Origin of the sequence: Chitinophaga polysaccharea, from assembly GCF_902150045.1 — a bacterium.
Classification (GTDB): Bacteria; Bacteroidota; Bacteroidia; order Chitinophagales; family Chitinophagaceae; genus Chitinophaga; species Chitinophaga polysaccharea_A.
Genome location: NZ_CABFVU010000001.1, coordinates 3,333,650 through 3,357,176 on the forward strand (window position 1 = coordinate 3,333,650; position 23,527 = coordinate 3,357,176).

Sequence of the window (23,527 nt, forward strand, 5' to 3'; positions counted from 1 at the left end):
CCAGAAACATGCCAGTTGTACTGGTGTAATAGTTGTGGTGGGTTGATAAAACCTTTTATTATGATACAACACTTAAATGCAACGGTGAATGGCCAGGCATACACGCTGGACATTCAGCCGGATACCTATAACGGTCATTCTGTGTATTACCTGCTGAACAATAACATAGGAGAAATGTTCCATCATGCCGTACCTGATAACCTCATGCTGATGGAAAACGGGGATGGTTTTACCTGCTCGCCCCGCCTCACTGAAATGGAAGGCGGGTATATTGTACAACAGATCTGGGAAGCGATACAGCAGCATAAAAAGGCATAACCATTAAGTTGCCTTATATCGGAAATGGATACATGAACTGTATCCATTTTTTTTGCGCATGCCGTGCCGGCGTATTGTAGAGATTAATACTTGTTGTGTGAATTTTATTCTATCCCATCAGCGCCCCAATGCCCGATCTTGCTATATATAGCGCTGGCGCTATATGTTTGATGGAAGCGCTTTACCATACAAGCGTTTAAATCAGGCTCATGAAATATTATGGCTGTGCCGCTGAAAACGCTTTGCGGTATTGATTTGTGGCTTGGTGTTATTGTTGTTTTTTAAAAGGTAACGTCCATTAGTTTCCTGGATAAAAATTGATTGTATGAAAAGGATAGCATTTATCAGCGAGCATGCTTCCCCACTGGCAATATTAGGCGGCGTGGATGCCGGCGGCCAAAATGTGTATGTGGCGGAACTGGCAAGACAACTTACCCAAAAAGGATATGCTGTAGATATTTTCACCCGCAGGGAGAACCGCGACTATCCCCGCTGTTTGCAGTGGAGGCAGGGGATCAGGATTATTCATGTAGATGCGGGACCGCCGGAGGTTATAGAAAAGGAGAAGCTGTTACCATATATGGCTGCTTTCCGGGAAGACATGCTGAAGTTTATCAAAGAAGAAAGGATGGACTACCTGCTTATTCATGCTAACTTTTTCATGTCGGCCCTTGTGGCAATGGAACTAAAATGTTTGCTGCATATTCCTTATGTCATCACCTTTCATGCGCTTGGGCATATCCGGCAGCTATACCAGGGAGAAAATGACCGTTTCCCGCCTGAAAGGCTTGTTATTGAAGAACAGGCAATGATGATGGCAGATGGCATCGTGGCCGAATGCCCGCAGGACCGGGAAGATCTGCTGAAGTATTACGATGCCCCGGCAGATAGGATTGCTGTTATTCCCTGTGGCGTAGATCTCGATGAGCTGTTTCCCATAGATAAACAACTGGCCCGCATCATGCTGCGGTTGCCTAAAGAAGAAAAAATATTGTTACAACTTGGCCGTATTGTTCCCCGTAAAGGAATCGATAATGTAATACAGGCGTTATCAAAACTAAGCTGCCGCCGGCACCAGAACGTACGGTTGATTGTAGTAGGCGGGGATGCTAATCCAACCCAGCATAATCATGAAGCCCAGCGGCTGAAAATGCTGGCCAAAGAGCTGGGCGTAACTGCGGGGATACAGTTTGCCGGGCATAAGAACCGCGATGAACTGAAGTATTATTATTCTGCCGCCGATCTCTTTATCACAACACCCTGGTATGAGCCATTCGGTATTACGCCGCTGGAATCCATGGCCTGTGGAACGCCCGTGATAGGCGCGAATGTAGGAGGTATAAAATACAGTGTAGCCGACGGCGTTACAGGCAAACTGGTTCCGCCAAGGGATCCTGATGCACTGGCAACAGCTATCAGCGAGCTATTGCATGCGCCGGGCATGTTAAATGAAATGGGAGAGCAGGCGGTAAGAAGGGTACGCAAATTATTTACCTGGCAGCAGGTGGCTTCCAGGATGCACAAACTTTATAGTGAAGTACTAGCGCGAAGTGCAGGAAGAAGCGAAGCGGCTGCCATAAAAAGGGCCGTATGAAACGAGCAGTATTTATTGACAAAGACGGTACACTGATCAGGGATGAGCCGTATAATGTAGATCCTGAAAAAATTGTATTGGAGCCTTTTGCGGGAGAATCACTCCAGCGTTTACGGCAGGCAGGTTATGCGCTGATACTGGTTACCAACCAGGCAGGCGTGGCCAAAGGTTATTTCCGTGAAATTATGCTGGTAGGTGTGTTTAACCAAATCAACAGCCTGCTCCGTGATGAGGGCACATGGCTTGATGGCTTTTACTATTGCCCGCACCATCCGGAGGCCACCCTGAAACAGTACCGTCAGATCTGCCAGTGCAGGAAGCCTTCTGCAGGTATGATATTACAGGCAGCAAGAGAGCACCAGGTGCACCTGCCATCGTCCTGGATGATCGGGGACATTCTTGATGATATAGAAGCCGGTAACCGTGCGGGATGTAAAACCTTGCTGCTGGACAACGGTCATGAAACGGTTTGGAACCTGGAAGCAAACCGGGCTCCATTGCACAAGGCAGATTCATGGCCGGCTGCAGCGGATATTATTATAGAACATTCAAAGAACCCTGTATATGGATTTACTTATTAAACAGATGTGTACCCCGGAGAAAAAATTATCTGTACTGGTAATTGGTGATTTGTTGCTCGACATATACATGAAAGGAGAGAGCCATCGCCTTTGTCCTGAGGCCACAGCGCCGGTAATAGAGGTGAGAAGCAGGGAGTATGCTGCCGGAGGCGCAGGCAATACAGCCATCAACCTGGCCGGCCTTGGAATGAAAGTGACCTGTCTCGGCATTACGGGGAATGATCCGGCAGCCAGGCAGCTGAAACAACTGTTCAACCGTCATCATATTACCACTTGTTTCCTTTCCCCGCAAAACCGCCGCACCATCTGTAAAACCCGGCTGATGTCCGGCGCCCAGCTTATTGCACGTTATGACACCGGCACAGAAACTGCTATCAGCTCTGACACGGAAGACGGGGTGATACAACAACTGGAACGGATATACGGAAATTTCGATGCCGTAGTGCTGGCTGATTACCAGAAAGGGCTACTAACATCCCGGGTTATCAATGCCCTGGAACGCCTGCAATCCCGTTACCGGCCTTTTCTTGCCGTGGATGCAAAAGATCTGACCGCTTACCGCGAACTGCAACCGGCACTGGTGAAACCCAACAGTGAGGAGATTGCCCGTTTACTGCAACTGAACCTCAACAGCAGCAACAGGCTGGAGATCCTGCAACAGGCAGGCGGGAAAATATTCAAAGCTACCGGCGCCCGCATCACCGCGGTAACACTTGATGAAGCGGGGGCGTTGATTTTTGAGGAAGACAGGCTGCTGTTGCACACACCCGCAAAGAAAGTATTATATCCACAGGTATCCGGCGCCGGGGATAGTTATATCAGCGCTTTCACTGCAGCCTGCCTGCATGGCGCAGGCCCGGCGGAAGCTGCTGCTGTAGCAGGTATGGCAGCCGGTATAGCCATCAGTAAAAGCAGTACGGCCTGCTGTACTTCCGGCGACCTGCTGGCGGCAGTTGCGCTTGACAGCAAGGTACTAACGGATACGGTTACACTGGAAGCACTGGGCAACCTGTACCGTAGTAATGGTAGGAAGGTAGTGTTCACCAACGGCTGTTTCGATATTCTTCACAGTGGCCATGTGAATTACCTCTGCCGTGCACGGGAGCTGGGCGATGTGCTGATAGTGGGGATTAATACAGACGACAGTATACGCCGCCTGAAAGGAAGCGACCGGCCCGTAAATACGCTTGCTGAACGTATGCAGGTGCTGTCAGGGCTTGGCGCAGTAACGCACATCATCCCGTTTGGCGACGTTGCCGATGATACGCCGGCGCCGCTGATCACTGCGCTGCGGCCACAGGTGTTTGTAAAAGGAGGGGACTATTCCCTGGAAGACCTGCCGGAGGCGCGCCTGGTGGAGGAACTGCAGGGAGAGGTGGTTTTGCTGCCATTGGTAAAAGGAAGATCCACCACTGCAATTATCCGAAAAATATCTGCCTGGCAATTATCACATCCTGCTTAATACATATTATGAATGTACATTGGAAAGATTGTAAGAAAATATTGTGCATCCGCCTGGATAATATGGGCGATCTGCTTATGAGCACACCCGCTTTCAGGGCCTTAAAGCAGTCCTTTCACTGCCACCTGGCCCTGCTTACTTCCGCTGCCGCTGCACCGGTAACGGCAGATATCCCGGAAATTGACCAGGTCATTATTTTCAATGCACCCTGGGTAAAACACGATCATGTGGCTACGCCTGAAACCTACCGGGAACTGGTAGAAACCCTGAGGAAAGAACGCTTTGATGCGGCTATTATTTTTACCGTATACAGCCAGAATCCTTTACCCGCCGCTATGCTGGCTTTTGAAGCCGGAATACCGTTGCGGCTTGCCTATTGCCGCGAGAACCCCTACCAGCTCCTGAGCCACTGGATCCCTGATGAGGAGCCGCTCCACATTATTCATCACCAGGTTGAGCGCGATCTTAACCTTGCTGCTTATGCCGGCGCAGAAGTGATCAGCACAAAGTTATCGCTGCAAACACATGAAACCCATTGGCCGGGCATCATAAAGAAAATGAGGCTGTATGGGGCTGATCATCTTAAACCCTGGATCGTAATGCACCCCATGGTACAGGACGCGAAGCGGCAGTACAACTTTCATAAATGGGTGGAAATAGGCCGGCAGGTCATTGCCCGGCACCAATGCCAGTTACTGATCACCGGTAACACGGGAGAAGAGGCAGATGCGGAAACCCTGAAGGAAGCTATCGGTGAAGGGGCGGTTAACCTGGCGGGAACACTGTCTGTTGCTGAATTTGCCCTGTTGATCAGGAAAAGCCCGCTGGTAATTTCTGTTAACACAGGCACCATTCATATTGCGGCGGCTACCGGTACACCGGTAGTAGTGCTGTATGCGCTTACAAATTTACAGCATACGCCCTGGCGGGTGAGAAATGAAGTATTATATTTTGATGTGCCCCCTGCACTACAGAGCAGGAATGTACTGTTGCAGTATTCCTACCACCGGATCCCCAAGCACCGGCTGAAGAAGGCCACCGTGGAAAATGTGTTGAAGGCGGTGGACAAACTGCTGCAGCCAGCCGGATCATCTACAGAAAAAAAACCCGGTATTTAATGCTCCCGTAAAAATGCCAGTAGATAGACAATAGCGGGATAAAAGCAGAGGTATACAGCATCTCCAGCATATGCGGCAGCTGCCGGCTGCTGTGCATTAAGCGCTGGGCGGTAAAATACAACCAGCCCAGTATCCAGCATCCCAGCAGCAATGCGGCTGCCGGCAAATTGCCCGCTAACAGGCAAATAATGAAAGCGGCCAGGCTGCCGGTCATCAGGTAGTATTTCAGCGGAGGTGATTGCCGGATTCGGGTTTTATACAGGTCGGGATATTTCCGGAAAAGCAACGCATTAAAAATGCCTTTGCGCTGGTCGGCTAAACTGCTTCCCCAGCTGCTTTTGCGCACAGGATGAATTACCCTGGCCACCGGCAGGTACCTGATAGGAATACCATGTTTAAGCAAATTGAATTCCAGGTCGCTGTCTTCCCGCCAGGCCATGGTAAACTGTTCATCAAATCCGCCGGTAAGTTCCAGTGCGGCTTTTGTGCATGCGCAGTTCGCCGTGATAAATTCAGCTTTGGCCAGGTGGGAGGTATTGTATGCGTGATCAGTGATTGCCGGTTGCTCAGGCAACGGCACTATTACTTTACCGGTATAGGCTACCAGGTCGTCGTCCTTCCGGTGATGCTGCCAGATGCGGTTCAGCCATTCAGGGTCTGGCCGGCAATCGTCGTCAGTAAAGGCAATGATTTTTGCGGCGGCGTTTTTCCATCCTTTGTTCCTGGCGGCTGCCGGTCCGCTTTTACGCTGCAGGCTCAGGTACTTCAGCTGCAGCAGCCCCGTAGCTTTCCATGAGTTAACTACTTTTTTAGTGGCAGCATCAGGGCCATCGCTTACCACAAGTACTTCAAATGCCTCACTGTCGAAGTGTTGCAGCGCCAGTGCATGAATACATTCCATCAGCAGCTGTGGCCTGCAATACGTAGGGATCACTACGGAGATCTTTATATCTTTTGTCATCGTTATTGTTTTTTTTCAACAAGGAAAGAACCAATTACCAGTGCATCAAAAGGGGACGACCAGAAACATTCGAGTGCATCCCGCGGTGTACATACAATGGGTTTGCCCAATGTGTTAAAAGAAGTATTGATCAGCACAGGCACGCCGGTTTTCTTTTTAAAAGCCTGCAGCAGCTGGTAATAAGCCGGATGCTGGGCCTCATTCAAGGTTTGGATACGTGCGGTGCCATCCACATGGGTAACGGCCGGGATAAGGGCCCGCTTGTCTTTTCGCACAGGGTATACAAACAACATGTAGGGCGATTGTTTTGCATTTTCAAACCATTCGGCGGCATCTTCTTCTGTCACCACCGGCGCTCCAGGCCGGAAATCCTCCCGGTCTTTCACTTCATTCAGCCTCGCCTGCATATCTTCATGCAAGGGAGAGGCAAGAATGGAACGGCTTCCCAGTGCTCTGGGGCCGAATTCCATCCGCCCCTGGAACCAGCCGATAATCTTGTCGGCGGCCAGCAGTTCTGCGGCTTCTTCCGCAATATTATTCAGCCTGCGGTAAGGCGTTTTGGTCCATTTGAGGAACTGCTCAATCTCTTCATCCCCGTACGCTGGTCCCCAATAGGCATGATCCATCACAAAATCCTTTCCCTCCGGGTTCCGCTTCCTGGCATCCAGCCACAGGGCTGCGCCCAGCGCGGTGCCTGCATCCCCGGCTGCCGGCTGCACCCACATATTTTTGAAGATACCGGCATCACGGATGGTGGCATTCAATACGCAATTAAAGGCTACGCCGCCGGCAAAGCAAAGGGTATCGCTCTTTGTTTCCTGTTTCAGCCAGGAAGCAAGTGTCAGCACACTCTCCTGCAGCACCTGCTGCATGGAGTGGGCAATGTTGAAATGGTGCGCAGTGAAGGGATCATTCTTTTTCCGTTTAGGGCCCAGTATCTCTTCGAGGTCTACATCTTTCACCTGGTACTGCCCGTTAACGGAAAGGGAAATAATATCCTGCAATACGTTTACAAAAATAGGTTTGCCATAGGATGCCAGTGCCATCACTTTGTATTCATCGGAAGAATGCAGGAATCCGAGGTGCGTCGTGATCTTTTCGTATAGTAGTCCCAGTGAGTGCGGCATATTTACCTGGCTGATCCTTTCCAGGGTGTTCCCGAAGCCGTTGCTGAAAGTAGTGGTAGCTCTTTCTCCCCGGCCATCGATGGTCATTACGGCCGCTTCATGATAAGGAGAAGGAAGGAACGCGCTGGCAGCATGGCAGAGATGGTGGTCGATATAGTGCCACTGTTCAGGTTTGCTGTTACCCTGGTAAAAGCTGGACTGCAGGTGATGGGGATACCCGTCGTTCAGCTGTCCCCTGGCGTTTACAATAGCCTGCAGGAACAGCGGGTCCCAGGGCGATTGCCATTTCTCTGCGGTAAGTGTTCCCGCAGGAAACAGCGGCAGCCTTATTTCTTCTGAGCTGGCTACCTCCGGCTCCATGAGCTGGTAGGGATCAAAAGAGTAAGCAAAATGATCCACCTCGTTAATATGAATACCGGCGGTGCGCAAACAATAGTCTATGGCATGAAAAGGCAGCTCGTAAGCTGCAAAAGGAATGGGTCTTTTCCCGTGCTTGATATGCGTGAACCGTTCGTCTTCTGCCGCGGCTATCAGCTGCCCGTCTTTTACAAGGCAGGCAGCCGAGTCGTGAAACGCGGCATTTATACCTAATGTATACATCTCCGGAAATTAAATTGAAAATAAAAAATGGGTTAGCAAGGGGGGAACGCTGAGGATCACTGGCTGGCGGAATTTTCTTCATCCCAGTCGATGTTATCAGCTTCCTCATCTGAAAGATTATTTTCTTCCAGGTCATTTGCATCTAAAACAGGATCAGTGTCTTCCACTTCCTGGTCTGCTTCTTCATCAGCAGTTAATCCTGTATCCTGGTCTTCTTCTTCACGGGCAGCGTTTTGTGTATTAGCATGGCTGCTGAATCCTCCGCTTACCTGTTTGTTGGGAGAGGCTTGTTTTGATGTTTGCTTTTCCATAGTCTGAGTTTTTTTAAAGGCTGGTTCAAAGACTACGCCATGCCATCCCTCCAAAGCGATTGTTCTGTACCTGCGGAAAGTGTTACCCATTCGTTGGGTAATCCGGTTACAGTGTGGGAGTTATTTTTCAGCATGTAACCGCTTGTATTATTTTTTTACGGGAGAATAAGGAAGATGTAAAGCTTCCTTAAAAAGCACCAGCAGCTCATGGGTATAATACTGCCTTACCGCTACCGGATCATCGTTGTGGCCGGCTCTTAAAATCCCCTGTGATACGGGGTGCCCTTTAAAGCTGAAAGCATAATAGGCAAAGAGGTCCTGGATTCCCAGCTCAGGCACCGGGGAGGCATAACCGGTAATGGCAATGCCCCAGTCTGCCGCAAACAAAGGCCCTACGGCCACCGCCATCTCCAGGGCAACTTTTTCAGATACACAATCACACAACTGTCCATGAATGGGATCAATATTCAGATGCTTGGTTTTTTGCCCCAGGTTGTAGGTGGTAATGCCGCCCTGGAAAAATTCCATGGCTTTTTCAGCGAGCGAGAGCGCTACCTGCAGATGGCCGGCAGTAACGCTTTCAGCCACTGCTACCGTTTGCTGGTTGCCGGTAAGAAGTTGCCGGATATCGCGTAGTAATTCAGTATCAGTTTCTGATGGATACATTTTTAAGTGTTTTCTTTATCATACTAAATCCTGTGCCAACAGCACGCTGAACAGTAACCTCACTAAATTACCCGGCCCCGTCTTTGCTGCCAGTTAATGAAATCATTTCTCCACACGCTCAAATTTTTTTTCTATGGCAACCGTGAATGTTAACAACAGGAATGAATATGCACTAATTACCGGTGCTACCAGCGGTATTGGCTATGAGCTGGCTAAACTGCTGGCGGCCGACAGCTACAATCTTGTTCTTGTAGCGAGGAACGAGGACCGTTTGCAGGAAGTAACCGATGAACTGAAAACCGCGTACGGTATAGAAGTAACACCCATTGTAAAAGACCTGTTCATACCTTCTTCCGCTGCTGAAATTTATGCACAGACCCAGGACATGGGTATTAATGTGGATGTGCTGATCAATGATGCCGGCCAGGGAGAATGGGGACCTTTTCTTGAAACAGATCTTAACAGGGATGTAGACATTATCCAGCTGAATATTATTTCATTGCTGTCGCTCACAAAATTTTATCTGAAGCACATGCAACAGCGCAACAAGGGCCGTATCCTGCTGTTGGGCTCAGAGGCAGGAACCACGCCCATGCCGCTGCTGTCTGTGTACGCCGCTACAAAGGCCTTCGTTATTTCCTTTGGTGCAGCGCTGTCGGAAGAATTACGCGATACCGATGTAACCGTTACCGTATTGCTCCCCGGCGCAACGGATACAGATTTCTTCCACAAGGCCCACCAGGAAGACACCGTCACATACCGTGAGAAAACACTGGCTCCGCCGGAGGTAGTAGCGAAGGATGGTTACAATGCGATGATGAATGGAGAACGGAAGATCATCTCCGGTGCAAAAACAAAGATGCATGTATGGATGAGCGACCTGCTGGGTACTACCAAAGCAGCGGCCAATGCGCGCAAACTGAATGAGCCCAGTAAAGAAGCGCTCGGTGAAAAAAAACCGGGGCATGCTGCTTCCCGGAAAGAACGGGAATATATCAATGAGGAAAGCCGCCGAAGCGATGGTGATCTGAACCAGGATGTAAACTGATCTCTAACATAAGGAAGATGTGATCCTTAAACCCTGATAAATAAATGGGTCTGCAACCATGCAGGCCCATTTATTATAGTAAATGCTGCAGCTTGCCCAGCACTGTTTTCATGTTAATGCCTTTCCCCAACAGCCCTTTTAACAGGTCGCCTTCTTCGGCTATGCGTCGCGGCATGTTGTGAATATTAAAATCGGCTACTTTCAATCCCTTCTTCACTTCTTCCCAACGCAGCGGGGCAGATACGGTTGCTCCCGGTTTGGGGCGCAGCGAGTACGCCGCCGCCATTGTTTGTATCTGCCGGTTCTGCATAAAATCAAGATAGATCTGGCCTTTTCTTTTGGATGGAGTTCTCAGCACACTGGTGCTGTCCGGTAATTGTTTATTGGCAATATTCACGATCAGTTCAGCCAGCATACGCGATTGATCAAAGCTGTACCTGGCCCCCAGCGGAATAAGTATATGCATGCCCGTAGCCCCGGATGTTTTTACAAAAGACGGTGCGCCTATTTCCTCTAAAATATCTTTGATCACCAGCGCGGTGTCAATTACTTCATTAAAGGAGTTGGTATCCGGATCAAGATCTATCAGGCAATAGTCCGGTTCATCAGGATGCTGTATCCTGCTATGCCAGGGATTTAGCTCAATACAGCCAAGGTTGGCCATGTACAACAGTGTCGCCTTATCTTTACATACCAGGAATGATTTTGTTTCCCCATCCGATTCGCTGGTATATGGGAAAGTGGGGATCCAGTCTGCCACTTTATCTTCCACGTTCTTCTGGTAAAAATTAAAACCCTTTATGCCTTCGGGAAACCTGTTGAGCGATTGTGGCCGGTCTTTCAGGTAGGGCAGGATCGTATCGGCCACGGCTGCGTAATAATTGATCATATCGCGCTTGGTAATACCTTCATCGGGCCAGTATAGTTTATCGAGATTCGTGAATTTCAGCAACTGCCCGTCTACTTTTATTGTTGCCTGTTTATCTCCCTCCGGTAAAAATGGCGCTGTATCCTTTTTACGTGAGCTTGTTTTTTTCACGGCAGGCGGGTTAACAATCTTTACATCTTTTTCGTCTGCCGCTTTTTTATCTTCCCTTAATCCCATAAACACCGGCTGCCGCAGGATGCCTTCCCGTGTTATTTCTGCAAACTTTACTTCACATACCAGCACCGGTTTCAGCCAGGTAGCCGGCATGTTGGTCTGTGGCTTTGTTTTAAACGGATGTTTGGATGTAATAAGCGGCTGGAACTTTGCAAAAAGATCTTTTAACAGCTGATCGTTAAACCCGCCACCGGTATGACCAATATACTTCAATTCCTTTCCTTCATATTTTCCCAGTATCACGGCGCCAAAATGTTTGCGGCTGTTGCGGCCCGCCGTATACCCGCAGATGATAGCTTCCATCCGGTGGCTGTTCTTGATCTTTAACCAGCTTTCTGTTCTGCGCCCGATGATATAATGACTGCCGGCTGCTTTGGCCATAATACCCTCCAGGCCCTTGTCGATGGCCGCCTGGTAAAACGCAATACCCTGGCCGCTGATATGGTTGCTATAAAGGATCACATCCTGGTTTGCCGGGATGATGCCTGCCAGTATAGCTTTACGTTCTTCCAGCGGCAGCTGTGTAAGGTTTTTGCCATTGTACCAGGGAAGATCAAAGAGGTAATAGACCAGGCGTGCCTTTTTACCATGTTTAAAATAGTTCTGTAATGCCTGGAAATCGGGATTGCCATTTTCATCTACGGCTACTATTTCCCCATCTGTTACTGCTTTCACTTTCCATTGCTGCAGGGCGGTGGTGATCACGCTGAATTTTTCATTGAAGGAAAGCTGGTTGCGCGAAAGCAGTTCCACTTTGCCGTTATTAAGATAGGCTACAGCGCGGTAGCCGTCCCATTTTATTTCGTATAGCCAGTCTTCTTTATCGAACGGGGTATCTGTAACAGCTGCCAGCATAGGCTTAATGCCTTTAGGCATAGGAGCGGATTTCCCTTTTTTCAGCAGTGCTTCAGGCGTATCAGTAGCAGGTGTAGCCGCTTTTTTCCTGGTTGTTGTTTTAGCAACCGTGGTTTGTTCACGGTTGCTTTTCCATATTTTATGATCCGGGCTTTTTGCGATCTGCTCAATCGTTTTCCCTGAGATCACTGATTTATTTTTAGTGGTAACATCTGTTTCAGAAGCATAGCGGTCTTTTACTTTCATGAGCAGCCACGCGTTTTCCCCTCTGCCGGAGGCTTTCACAAGGGCGAAGCTGCCTTTGAGCTTTTTCCCCCTGAGCACAAACTTCAGTTTACCGCTGTGCAGTTGGTGGAGCAGGTCTTGGGTTTGTTGTTTCTTATCTGTATGATCCGGTTCAGCTGGTTCATAAATGCCTTCATCCCATACCATCACAGTACCGGCGCCATAGTTGCCTTCAGGTATGATGCCTTCAAAGTCCTTATAGTTATACGGGTGGTCTTCTACCATCATTGCCAGCCGTTTAACTGCCGGATCCATCGATGGGCCCTTAGGTACCGCCCAGCTTTTCAATACCCCTCTCATTTCAAGGCGGAAGTCGTAATGCAGGTGTGAGGCATCGTGCTTTTGTACAACAAAGTGTAGCGCCTGATCCTCACTTTTTCCGCCGGTAGGCTCAGGCGTTTTGGTAAAGGTTCTTTTTTGCCGGTACTTTTCCAGGCTCATATGTAAGGAGTTTATTACTATAACGTTTTCAGGTGATGTCCAGTTGTTCCAGTCCCTGATCAGCCGGGGTATTGAGCACCTTGCCTTCTATATCATAGCGGGCGCCGTGGCAGGGGCAGTCCCATGAGCGCTCGGCAGTATTCCAGCCCACTTCGCATTTCATATGTGTGCAGATCGGTTTTACCGCATACAATTTACCTTGTTCATCTTTATAAACAGCAATTTTCTGGTTTTCATACTCCACTACCTTGCCTTCGCCGGGAGCTACACCCGCGAGCGCTTCCAGCTGTTCTCCGGAGAAGAACTTGCCCATAAATTGTTTCACTACATCTGCATTGTGGGAAATGAACTGGCTGAAACCAGCCACAGGTTTAAGCCTGTTGGGATCAAACAATAATTCATTTTTAGGATTTTGCCCCAGGATGAGGCGCTTTAATAACAACGCAGCCACACTGCTGTAGGTCATGCCGTTGCCTCCATAACCGGTGGCCACATAGATGTTATCTTCCGTGCCCGGAAGCCGGCCAATGTAGGGTAAGCCATCTACCGGTTCATAGTATTGAGACGACCACCTGTATTTTATTTCCTTCACCTTGAAATGTTGCCTGATATGAGCTTCCAGCTTCAGGAAACATTGTTGGGTATTTTCCTGTTCACCGGTTTTATGATCTTCTCCTCCTGCTATCAGGTATTTTTGCCCGTCTGCTTCCTGTGTCCTGTAATAGTGATAGGGGTCATACATATCATAAATAAGTTCTTCCGGGTACTGCCCGTTCTCCAGCGTAAAAGCCATGGCATAGCTGCGGTATGGGGTACAGCGCAGATGCAGCAGGTTGATACCGGTTGGAATATGCGTAGCATAGATCACCGCTTTCGCTTTAAAGGCGCCTGCATTGGTAGTAACTGTTACGGTGTTATTATTTTCAATTCCGGTAACCCGGCATTGCTGTAAGATGGTACCGCCTGCTGTTTCAAAGGCCCGGGCCATGCCCTGAATGTATTGCAGCGGGCTGAAGGTGGCCTGTTCCCCGGCCTGCATAGCTCTGGTAAAAGGAATATCTACCGGGAGGCTGTCGATGGTATTCATTTCAAGACCAGCTTCAGCAGATGTTTTTGCAATTTTATCCAGCTCTTTATCCTGTTCCTCATTTTGAGCAAACAGGATAGCGTTTGCGTCACGAAATCCACAGTCAATTCCCCATCTGCTGATATTATGCCTGATCAGTGCAATAGCTTCGGTGGCACTTGCATATACCTGCTGTGCGGCTTCCTTTCCGAAGTTCTTTTGGATCTGGTAATAAGGAACATCCAGCAGGGTGTTCAGGTGTGCCGTGGTGCCGCCGGAGGTACCATAGCCAATGTTCTCGGCTTCCAGCAGCAGGCAGTTCTTACCTTCATCCTGTAAAAGAAAGGCTGTGCTTATTCCGGTAATACCTCCGCCGATAATGATCACATCATATAGAGTTTCCGGTTGGGCTTTATTGCTTTCCGCAAAGGGGGTGGCGTGGTCCTGCCAGAGGCTGGTGGTATATGCATCTCTTGCTATCATAACAGTTGATTTAATATTTTAACCACATGTAAAACTATGCCACGTAACAAAAGACCTTCCTGTTTACGGCTCATATCGCTGTTTATACTGGCATGATTTTGCCGATTTTTTTTATGCAGGAATATTTTTTAAAGATCTAAAAAGATGAGTTATGGTACAGCATGATCAGCAACAAAATCCTTCAGACAAGCCCTTTTCAAAGAGTGACCTGTTAGGTAAACAGGAGCAGTCGGAACCGGCGCAGATCCAGTCTGAAAATGATATTGAAAAAGAGGAGAATGAGGATATAGATGGAGAAAAGAAGCAGGAAGAAGATACCGGCGAAGAATAATAAAACTATTTTATGCAGATGCAACCCGTTAGAATAACTCAATGGATGGCTGCCGGGTTTATGGCAACAGTGTTGTTTGCCTGCAATAACCAGCGGCAAAGATTAACCGTTGCGGATAGCATAGCCGCCCAGCAGAATGTACCAGGCGATACTTTTCCATTGCCGGATACCACGAAGTCTGTTAAGAACTTCAGCCGGGTAATTGGCTGGCCGGGTAATAAAACACCGCAGGCGCCGGAAGGATTTACGGTTACCAGATTTGCAGACGGGCTCAAAAACCCCCGCTGGATCTATGTAGCGCCCGGCGGCGATATCTTTGTGGCGGAAAGCAATGCCACCAGGGCGTTTGTACAGAAAGTGGGAGATGTGGTATCAGGGAAAGCCGCTTCTGAAAATGAAACTAAAAGCGCCGACCGCGTCACACTGCTTAGAGACACCAATAAAGATGGTAAACCCGATCAGCGTTTTATCTTCCTGGAAAAGCTCGATCAGCCTTTCGGGATGCTTATCCTCAACAATAGTTTTTATGTAGCCAATACAAATGGGGTGATGCAGTTCCCCTACAGGAACGGCGACAATAAAATTTCCGGCGCCGGTAAAGCCATATTGCCTTTTGCTGTTATTGATCTTTTGCCCTGCTTCTTTAGAGGTTTGCGAAGCAGTGGAAGCCCGGTTACTTCCCGCATACTTCTTGGATACTTAGGAGTCTTCTATGTGTAGTACTCACCATATAGTCGGGTTGGTTTTGCCACCCTTTCTCCGGATGGTGATTTAGCAGTAGGCTTTAACACGATAGCATTGCAGCATATTTATTTAAAATTCCGCTTTATCTAAATAATTGTCCCGTTCATTACCGGGCTGCCACTGCTGAAAGAAATATCTTTGCAGGAAATTTAAATGGCCCACGTAAGAAATGCGGAAACAAATAATAACGGTGTTTTTTATGCTGACCTGGATCTGCCAGCTGTCGGGCCGTTATGTAACTATCCTCAGTTTTTATATGAACCAGGCGTACATCGCAGAGAATTTATGTGTTAACCGCGATAAGCCACAACTGCACTGTAACGGTAAATGCCATCTTGCTAAAAAGATGAGCGAAGAAGACAGGAGAGACCAGGAACGGCCGGATCGTAAAATGGATAACAGCAACGAGGTCTTTTATACAGCTGCGAATGAACCGGATTTCTTAAAACCTTCTTTTACCAGTATCACCCATGCCTGGTTATATCCTTATAGTATAGGTATTGCAACAGACCGGCCCTCTGACGTGTTCCGTCCTCCCATTTCATAAGCGCCGTTGTTTTAATTGCCCCTTACATCTCCCGTCTGATAACGGGAACGCCTCAACGTGCCCATACATAATCTAAAAATCATGCTCAGAATTAAACACATCATATTATCCGTAATAGTAATTGCCAGCTGCCTTACCGCCTGTAAGAAAGATGACGCACCCGCTCCATCAGGCGATGATACGGTAAAAGCTACTTTATCTATCCAGTTTGATAACATTGCCGGCGACAGGAATCTCCAGCTGAACACAGGCATTTATACAAATGCCGCAGGAGAAAAGTTTACTGTAGAGCGCCTGAAATATTATATCACAAACATCAGTGCAAAGAAAGCCAATGGGGAAACATTTACAGTGCCTAAAGACAGCAGCTACTTCCTCGTATCTGAAGCAGATGCCGCTTCACAGTTCGTAAAAGTAAAAGTACCGGAAGGCGAGTATACTTCCATTAGTTTTATTCTTGGAGTGGATAGCCTCAGCAGTGTAATGGATATCCGGAAAAGGACCGGCGTACTGGATCCTTCGGGCGGCATGGACGATGGCATGTACTGGGAATGGAATATGGGTTACATCTTCTTTAAAATGGAAGGTACCTCTGATGCTGCGCCCGCAGATCCCAGCGGCCGGCATAATTTCCGCTACCATATTGGCGGCTTCGGAGGTTATAGTGCGCCTACGCTCAATAATATCAAAACCATCACAGTTGACCTTACCGCCGGCGGCATTGCCAGGGTGCGGCAAGGCAGGGAGGCCAATGTACACCTGATGGTGGATATCCTGAAAATGTTTAATGGCGCTGCCAATGTTAGCATAGCTGCGCACCCTACCGTTATGTTCGGCGATTTCAGTACCACTATCGCGAACAACTATACGCAGATGTTTCACCACGATCATACGGAGAACTGATGACTAAGCTACAGTGGTTAATAGCGGCATGTTTTGCGCTCTTCCTGCCGGCCTGCAGTAAAAGTGAAAAGATGAAAGAGCCGGTAGTGGACTTCGCCGGTTTTCAGCAACCTTCAGGGTTTCCCCTGCCTGCATATAAATTTGCAAATAACCAGGTAACGAAAGAGGGGTTTGAATTAGGCAGGAAGCTGTTTTATGAGCCCCGTCTTTCCCGTAATAATACTATTTCCTGCGGATCCTGCCACCTGCAAACATCCGCCTTTACGCATCACGGGCATGATATCAGTCACGGCATCGACGACCGCTTAGGTAGCCGGAATTCCCCGCCCATCATGAACCTGGCATGGAATCCCACATTCATGTGGGATGGAGGTGTTTTTGACCTGGATCTGCAACCGGTAGCGCCTATTACCAATTTTGTTGAAATGGACGAAACGGTTGCCAATGTACTGGTGAAGCTGAGGAATACGCCGCCCTATCCCGCACTTTTCAAAAAAGCCTTCGGCTCAAATGACATTACCACTGCTGATATGATGAAGGCATTATCCCAGTTTATGGTGATGCTGGTAAGTGACCAGTCGAAATACGACAGCGTAATGCGTAAGCAGGGGGTAGGCTTTACATTGGAAGAACGGCAGGGATATGAAATATTTCAGCAGAAGTGCAACAGCTGTCACCGGGAGCCCTTATTCACGGATCACTCGTTCCGGAACAATGGTATCCTGCCTGGTCCGAATAATGACGAAGGCCGTTACCAGGTAACACTGAACCCGGGTGATAAATACAAGTTCAAAGTGCCCAGTCTCCGTAACCTGGCCTATACAGCGCCCTATATGCACGATGGCCGGTTTTATACCTTGCAGGGTGTGCTTGCGCATTATACTTCTGAAGTAACGGATATGCCTACACTGGATCCGCTGCTGAAAGTAAATGGCAGGCCTGGCATTCCTCTCACCACAGGTGAACAGCAAAAATTGCTGGCTTTTCTGAATACATTAAATGATAAAAATTTTATTAAAGACATAAGGTTTTCCCAGGAAACCCAATAAAACACTTCAGATGAAAAAGATACTGATACTCCTGGTCTGTTTGATAGCAGGGCTTCGTGAAACATATGCCTGTGATATCTGCGGCTGTGGAGTAGGGAGCTATTACATTGGTTTGCTACCGGATTTCAAAAAGAAATTTATCGGTGTGCGTTACCAGTATAAAACACTGCGCGCTCATTTGGGACCAGGCGGTACAACCTCCTATCTTACTACCAGTGAAACCTACCAAACGGCGGAAGTATGGGGCGGCTGGAACATCGGCAAACGTTTCAGGATATTGGGATTTATACCGGTTAATTTCAACAGCCGGGAGAACCAGGGCGTTACTATGAGCAGGTCTGGTATCGGCGATATTGCCCTGGTAGGCTATTACCGGTTAATGGATCAGCAGCATACTACCTGCAACGGTAAGCTGCTGGTGCAGTCACTATGGATAGGCGGTGGTGTGAAAACACCTACCGGCAAATATGAACCGGCAGAACATAAGGAGAACGAAGATGCGCCTAATAATTTCCAGCTGGGAACGGCCAGCACCGACTTCACCCTTAATGCCATGTATGATATACGGCTGATGGACCTCGGTGTAAATGCCAATGTAAGTTATAAGATCAACACTAATAATAAATATGATTACCGGTATGGAAACAAATTCACTGCAAACCTGCTGGCCTATTATAAAATCAGGGTGGCGGAAAAAGTAACGCTGGCGCCTGATGCAGGTATACTATATGAAACGGCAGACAAGGATACAGAAGCCAAAAGGTATCGTGTGGATGTTTCCGGTGGTTATTCATTATTGGCTACAGTGGGCATAGAAGCCACTATGGGAGCGGTTTCCATTGGAGGCAATTTTCAGCCTGCCATTTCGCAACAGCTGGCGGATAACAGGATCAAAGCCGGTAGCCGGGCAATGGTGCATGTTACTTACCTGTTCTGATGCTTATGACCATGCTATTGTAAACACATGAAACCCGTTTTTAAAACGGTAGCTTTCCCGCCACCCATGCAGATGGCATATCTGGCGTACAATAGCCAGTCCCAGCCCGGTGCCGGTAGTGTTGGGAGAGGAGGAGCCAAAGCGCCTGAAAAGCATTTCCCTGTTCAGCGGCGCGGCGCCCGTGTTGGATATTTCCAGCTGATGTTCCCCGAGGCTGAGCATCAGCACATCCTGCGGGCGACTGTGCCGTACGGCATTCATAATAAGATTGGTAAGCATTACTTCTGCCAGTACTTTATTACCCGGTAGTATTATTGCAGGTGCAATATATTTTTGTACCTGTAATTGCTTATCCTCCAGGAAATCTTCCAGCAGTGATAGCTGGTTTTCCAGCAGGGCAGAGAGACTGACAGATTCCTTTACAGAGAACTGGCTGTTCTCAATTTTAGCCAGCAGCAACAGGTTCTTATTGATCCGCGTAACCTTCGAAAGGGATTGGTGCGCTTCATTGATCAGCCCTGATTGTTCATCTGTGATTGGCTTGCTTTGATGTAACAGGTCCAGCTTGAACTTCACAATAGACAGGGGCGTTTGTAATTCATGTGAGGCATTGTGCGTAAATTCTTTTTGCTGTTTATAGGCAGCCACGTTACCCGCAATTAATTTTTCAAGGCAACGGTGAAGCATATCAAATTCCTCTGTACCGCTGTTTTCAAACCGGATAGCATTTTGCTTATGCAGGTCGAATGAGGCTATTCTCTCCAGGGTGTTATAAAAAGGCAGCCACAATTGTTTCGATATTCTCCTGTTAATAAAAATAAAACCACCTAATAAGATCAGGAAGAAAATGAAGGTGATACCGCCTATAGCAATGATCGTTTCATAAGATTCCTCTATATTGGTTTCCTGGGTAAGGCGCAATATTTTTCCATTGACAGTAAAATAGGTAACAAGCCCCTGGAACCTGTCCCAGCCCTTTGCTGGAATATATTTATTTTTCCGGTAGATGTTATAGGTGGAGTCGGGGCGTAATGCCGCAGCCGGTTGTAGCTGTGTTTCAGGATGCAGTTTGTTCCATAGCGCCACGCTTTCGGCAAGTTCTTTATCGGAAAGTGAAAGCGCCTGCAGGTTTTGCCAGGTAGTGGCGCTTACAATACGGTTATGCTCTTTTAATTCGTGTTTCCAGATGAAATCTATAATGGCATAATATGCGGGGATGCTGCAGGCCAGTACGATCCCGGCATACAGCACAAATGCCTTCATCGATTTATTAAGCAGCTTATTCATATAGGCAGTTTAATGCAGATGCATTACGGCTGCTAAGATAGGTTATACTTCCCAACGATAGCCGGTGGCGTAAATAGTTTTAAGATAATTGGCGCAGCCGGCCTCTCCCAGTTTTTTCTTGAGATTTTTAATATGGGCGTAAATAAAATTGTGATCGTCCAGCATACCGGCAATGTCGCCCGAAAGATGCTCTGCCAGTGCATTTTTAGAGATGACTTTATTTTTATTGCCAATGAAATACAATAACAGGTCAAATTCCTTTTTAGTAAGAAGCACCGGGGTAGTATTAACAAGTACGGTTTTGGACAGCAGGTTTATTGTAAGCTCATTTTGCCGGACAACATTCGCGTTGTTGAATTTTCTTCTCCTGATAATGGAATATACCCTGGCCGACAGCTCGGGTAAATGAAATGGTTTGGCCAGGTAGTCATCTGCCCCTGTTTGCAATCCCTGTATCTTATCTTCATAGGAATCTTTTGCAGAGATAATAATTATACCTTCTTCCCTGTCGCGCTTCTTTATTTCTTCCAGTAACCTCATGCCATCACCACCAGGTAACATGATGTCCAGCAGTATACATTCATACTCGAACATTTCTATTTTTGCAAGTGCCTGTTGATAAGTGCCGGCATATTCACAGGTATAGTTTTCACCCGACAGATAAGAGATAATGCTCTGCGCCAGCTGTATCTCGTCTTCTATGACCAGTAATTTCATGGCTCTAAATTAGACTTCAATTCTGAATTAATTCTGAACTTATAGCCAATCAGCAGGAACGGGCTAAAGGCATATTTATGTTTATTTACCGTTAAAATATCATTAATTAATTGTAAATAAACTAATTACGTATTTGTATTTATTTTTCAGTGAGATGAGGACGGGGAAGTTGCCTGGATCACAGGAGCTGATTACAGTTACAAAGGGAATGAGGAACTTTTCCCGATCCGTCTGAACCATACGGTGTGATTGGTTTTTCTTTGCATAAAATTAATCTCGTTGAAACATTTATACTTTATTCTTGGTCTCATTTTTATCAACCTTGCTGTACTGGCACAGAATAGTGTCATCAAAGGAAAGATCAGCTCTGTCGACGGTCAGCCTGCTGCATTTGTAACCATTGGATTGAAAGACACTAAAAAAGGAACGCTCACAGACGAAGCAGGTTTGTTTACACTGAAGAATGTAAAGCCAGGTAAGTATACATTGGTGATCTCTTATACAGGCGCAAAAACACTGCACCAGGATGTGACGATCGGTGCAGATGAAGTAACTGCCGTGAATATTGTACTGGAAGCCACTGCCAGCCAGTTGAACGAAGTAGTGGTAGATGGTACCAAAACAAGAACCATTAATAAAAGACCTGTAAGCATCGGCAAATTACCGGTACCGGTGATGGATCTGCCTCAAAGCGTGGCTATTATTGGTCATGAAGTACTGGAAGATCAGCAGGCACAACGCCTCAGTGATGTGGTAAAAAATATAAACGGTGTGTACATGGCTTCTACAAGGGCGGGTACACAGGAAACATTTAATGCACGCGGTTACGGATTTTCAAGTACCAATACGTTTAAAAACGGGGCCCGTGTGAACTCAGGCGCCATGCCGGAAATGAGCTCCCTGGAAAGGGTGGAAGTGCTGAAAGGCAGCGCTGCTATCCTGTATGGAAACGTAGCCCCCGGCGCTATTATGAACATGGTAACCAAGCAGCCCAAATTCAATTTCGGTGGGGAAGTAAATCTTCGTGCAGGCAGCTACGGTTTGCTGAAACCCGCCTTCGATATTTACGGCCCATTGTCGTCTAAAATAGCTTACCGCGTGAATGGCACCTTTGAAACAGCAGACAGCTATCGCGACCAGGTACATTCCAAACGTTATTATGTAAACCCTTCGCTGTTGTTTAAGCTGAGCGACCGTACCGAATTACTGGTGCAGGCGGATTACCTGAAACATGATTTCACGCCTGATTTTGGTACCGGTTCCATCGCCGATACTGCCCTGATTAAAGTGCCCCGCAATACTTTCTACGGCGCTCCCTGGCAGTATGCACATACGCAGCAAACCACTGCCTCCGCCAATATCAAACACAGGCTGAATGATAACTGGTCTATTACCGGTAACATTGCTTACTCTAAATACTACCGCGACTACTATTCAATAGAAAGGATCCAGGCAAAAGGCGACAGCACCTGGGCCCGTCCGCTGGGAAGAAACAGTACCAATGAAGACTACTATGCTGCACAGGTGGATCTAAATGGTAAGATAAGGACCGGCGCTATAGAACATACCGTACTTGCCGGTGTGGATGCAGACAGGTACCTGACCGGCACCTATGCCTACGGTGTTCCGTCTATCAACAAAACAACAGGTATCTATGATATCATCAATGTATATGACCCCAATAAGTTCCCACGCCGTACGGATATGCCGGCAGACACCCTGAAAACTGTGAGCAATGCACCGGTTAACAGGTTAGGCGTATACGTGCAGGACCTGGTTAGCATCTCCGAAAAGATCAAGGTAATGGCTGGTGTCCGCTTCTCCTACCTGCAAACAGAAGCCCCGGTTGTTTACGATTTTAAAGGCGGTAAAAAGCCCGGCGCCGCAAAGTATGATCATGCCTTCTCTCCCCGTTTGGGTGTGGTGTACAAACCAATTTCCTCCACTGCTTTATTTGCCAGCTATTCTACTTCCTTCACACCCAACAGCGGTCAGGATGTTAACGGAGAGAACCTGAAGCCATCCAATATAGAGCAATATGAACTAGGCGTGAAGAATGATATCTTCAATGGTCGTTTGTCCGTTAACGTTACTGCATACCGCATCAGGAACAACAACTATGCACAGATGGCCGCATTTCAGAAAGACGGTGTTACCCCTAACAGCAATACCAACATAAAAACACTGATAGGGGAAACCCTCAGCCAGGGCGTTGAACTGGATATTGCCGGTCATCCGCTGGCTGGCCTGGACCTCATTGCTGGTTACAGCTATAATAACATGACCATCGAGAAAACACCCGGCCAGAAAGGAAGCTCTGTAGAAGGAGAGCGCCTGGTAGGTAACCCTAATCATACTGCCAACGCCAGCGTATTCTACACTTTACAGGAAACAAAGTTAAAAGGCCTTAAGCTCGGTGCAGGATTTTACTACATAGGTCAGCGCTTTGCCGGCTGGAACAATACTATCGGGCAAACGCAGCAATACAACAGGCTGATCTCCGTTCCGGGATTCTCCACCCTCGACCTGAGCGCAGGATATGCTTTCAAACGTTTTGCAGTAATGGGTAAGGTGTCTAACGTTACCAATACCTACAGCTATTACGTGCATGAGAACTATAGCATCAACCCGATACCACCTACACAGTTTACAGGAACCGTGTCGTACAAGTTCTAGCTTTATATCATATTTTTATATCTTCCGGGAGGGCTATCATCTGGTAGCCCTCCTTTTTTTAGCTGAAAAAGCACCGTATACTCCAATCCCCTATATCAATTGATATAAAAATAAATGACAACGCCCGTAAGTTATCATCTAATCTGAAAGGATCACTAATTTCATTACTGTAAAACGCTCATCGGAAACAAGGGTGTAAAGTTAACCCTGCAGTATGGATACTGCCCCGGTTAACCCATATATGCACCATATATAAGCCATATTTGCGCCGGCATGTACCCCGTATCTTTTAGATACAGGTTATCTGGGTTGAAAGTA

General features: G+C 47.6%; 21 protein-coding genes. 13 read left to right on the forward strand and 8 right to left on the reverse strand.

The window, feature by feature from the left end:
- The first annotated feature begins 60 nt into the window (after nt 1-60).
- The 5 genes from FN124_RS13650 to FN124_RS13670 all read left to right on the forward strand — a co-directional run bounded on the left by FN124_RS13650 (nt 61) and on the right by FN124_RS13670 (nt 5,073).
- Nucleotides 61-318, forward strand: a complete 258-nt coding sequence (locus FN124_RS13650) for a hypothetical protein (protein WP_142685259.1) — start codon at nt 61-63, stop codon at nt 316-318.
- A 325-nt stretch (nt 319-643) separates the two neighbouring features.
- The gene (locus FN124_RS13655) at nt 644-1,912 is read left to right on the forward strand and encodes a glycosyltransferase family 4 protein (RefSeq protein ID WP_142685260.1); all 1,269 of its coding nucleotides are present in this window, start codon (nt 644-646) and stop codon (nt 1,910-1,912) included.
- The gene (locus FN124_RS13660; protein ID WP_142685261.1) at nt 1,909-2,493 is read left to right on the forward strand and encodes a D-glycero-alpha-D-manno-heptose-1,7-bisphosphate 7-phosphatase; all 585 of its coding nucleotides are present in this window, start codon (nt 1,909-1,911) and stop codon (nt 2,491-2,493) included. Before FN124_RS13655 ends, FN124_RS13660 begins: the two co-directional genes overlap by 4 nt.
- Nucleotides 2,477-3,955, forward strand: coding sequence for a D-glycero-beta-D-manno-heptose 1-phosphate adenylyltransferase (gene rfaE2 / locus FN124_RS13665; protein ID WP_142685262.1), 1,479 nt, complete (start codon nt 2,477-2,479; stop codon nt 3,953-3,955). Before FN124_RS13660 ends, rfaE2 begins: the two co-directional genes overlap by 17 nt.
- Nucleotides 3,956-3,963: 8 nt before the next feature.
- The gene (locus tag FN124_RS13670) at nt 3,964-5,073 is read left to right on the forward strand and encodes a glycosyltransferase family 9 protein (protein WP_142685263.1); all 1,110 of its coding nucleotides are present in this window, start codon (nt 3,964-3,966) and stop codon (nt 5,071-5,073) included.
- Here the strand turns inward: FN124_RS13670 and FN124_RS13675 are convergent.
- The 4 genes from FN124_RS13675 to FN124_RS13690 form a co-directional block, all read right to left on the reverse strand.
- The gene (locus FN124_RS13675; protein WP_142685264.1) at nt 5,048-6,034 is read right to left on the reverse strand and encodes a glycosyltransferase family 2 protein; all 987 of its coding nucleotides are present in this window, start codon (nt 6,032-6,034) and stop codon (nt 5,048-5,050) included. The two genes, FN124_RS13670 and FN124_RS13675, sit on opposite strands and share 26 nt — an antisense overlap.
- Before the next feature lie 2 nt (nt 6,035-6,036).
- On the reverse strand, nt 6,037-7,761 hold the full coding sequence (locus FN124_RS13680; protein ID WP_142685265.1) for a carbamoyltransferase family protein: 1,725 nt from the start codon (nt 7,759-7,761) through the stop codon (nt 6,037-6,039).
- 56 nt (nt 7,762-7,817) lie between these two features.
- On the reverse strand, nt 7,818-8,072 hold the full coding sequence (locus FN124_RS13685) for a hypothetical protein (RefSeq protein WP_142685266.1): 255 nt from the start codon (nt 8,070-8,072) through the stop codon (nt 7,818-7,820).
- 147 nt (nt 8,073-8,219) lie between these two features.
- Entirely contained in the window at nt 8,220-8,738 is a 519-nt protein-coding gene (locus FN124_RS13690) for a CinA family protein (RefSeq protein ID WP_142685267.1), read from the reverse strand.
- Between the two features lie 133 nt (nt 8,739-8,871).
- Between FN124_RS13690 and FN124_RS13695 the strand changes: the two genes are divergently transcribed.
- Nucleotides 8,872-9,786, forward strand: a complete 915-nt coding sequence (locus FN124_RS13695) for an SDR family NAD(P)-dependent oxidoreductase (RefSeq protein ID WP_142685268.1) — start codon at nt 8,872-8,874, stop codon at nt 9,784-9,786.
- A gap of 73 nt (nt 9,787-9,859) precedes the next feature.
- Here FN124_RS13695 and ligD read toward each other — a convergent pair whose 3' ends face one another.
- Together ligD and FN124_RS13705 are read right to left on the reverse strand one after the other, a co-directional pair.
- Nucleotides 9,860-12,469, reverse strand: coding sequence for a DNA ligase D (ligD, locus tag FN124_RS13700; RefSeq protein ID WP_142685269.1), 2,610 nt, complete (start codon nt 12,467-12,469; stop codon nt 9,860-9,862).
- A 28-nt stretch (nt 12,470-12,497) separates the two neighbouring features.
- Nucleotides 12,498-14,018, reverse strand: coding sequence for an FAD-dependent oxidoreductase (locus FN124_RS13705; protein WP_142685270.1), 1,521 nt, complete (start codon nt 14,016-14,018; stop codon nt 12,498-12,500).
- A gap of 151 nt (nt 14,019-14,169) precedes the next feature.
- Here FN124_RS13705 and FN124_RS13710 point away from each other — a divergent pair, with 151 nt between their 5' ends.
- From FN124_RS13710 to FN124_RS13735, 6 genes are all read left to right on the forward strand, one after another.
- Nucleotides 14,170-14,349, forward strand: coding sequence for a hypothetical protein (locus tag FN124_RS13710; protein WP_142685271.1), 180 nt, complete (start codon nt 14,170-14,172; stop codon nt 14,347-14,349).
- Nucleotides 14,350-14,361: 12 nt separating this feature from the next.
- Entirely contained in the window at nt 14,362-15,069 is a 708-nt protein-coding gene (locus tag FN124_RS13715; RefSeq protein WP_142685272.1) for a DUF7133 domain-containing protein, read from the forward strand.
- Between the two features lie 223 nt (nt 15,070-15,292).
- Nucleotides 15,293-15,640: a hypothetical protein gene (locus FN124_RS13720; RefSeq protein WP_142685273.1), complete on the forward strand. Its 348-nt coding sequence runs from the start codon at nt 15,293-15,295 to the stop codon at nt 15,638-15,640.
- 81 nt (nt 15,641-15,721) lie between these two features.
- Nucleotides 15,722-16,543, forward strand: coding sequence for an MbnP family protein (locus tag FN124_RS13725; RefSeq protein WP_142685274.1), 822 nt, complete (start codon nt 15,722-15,724; stop codon nt 16,541-16,543).
- Nucleotides 16,543-17,592: a cytochrome-c peroxidase gene (locus tag FN124_RS13730; RefSeq protein WP_142685275.1), complete on the forward strand. Its 1,050-nt coding sequence runs from the start codon at nt 16,543-16,545 to the stop codon at nt 17,590-17,592. The genes FN124_RS13725 and FN124_RS13730 overlap by 1 nt, the downstream gene beginning before the upstream one ends.
- Nucleotides 17,593-17,602: 10 nt before the next feature.
- On the forward strand, nt 17,603-18,529 hold the full coding sequence (locus FN124_RS13735) for a transporter (protein ID WP_142685276.1): 927 nt from the start codon (nt 17,603-17,605) through the stop codon (nt 18,527-18,529).
- Between the two features lie 3 nt (nt 18,530-18,532).
- Here the strand turns inward: FN124_RS13735 and FN124_RS13740 are convergent, their stop codons facing one another.
- Together FN124_RS13740 and FN124_RS13745 are read right to left on the reverse strand one after the other, a co-directional pair.
- Nucleotides 18,533-19,816, reverse strand: a complete 1,284-nt coding sequence (locus FN124_RS13740; protein ID WP_142685277.1) for a sensor histidine kinase — start codon at nt 19,814-19,816, stop codon at nt 18,533-18,535.
- Between the two features lie 42 nt (nt 19,817-19,858).
- A complete protein-coding gene (locus FN124_RS13745; protein ID WP_142685278.1) occupies nt 19,859-20,533 on the reverse strand; it encodes a response regulator transcription factor in 675 nt (224 codons plus the stop codon).
- Between the two features lie 279 nt (nt 20,534-20,812).
- Here FN124_RS13745 and FN124_RS13750 point away from each other — a divergent pair, with 279 nt between their 5' ends.
- Complete coding sequence (locus FN124_RS13750) at nt 20,813-23,209, forward strand: TonB-dependent receptor (RefSeq protein WP_260607423.1); 2,397 nt, start codon at nt 20,813-20,815, stop codon at nt 23,207-23,209.
- Nucleotides 23,210-23,527 lie beyond the last annotated feature (318 nt).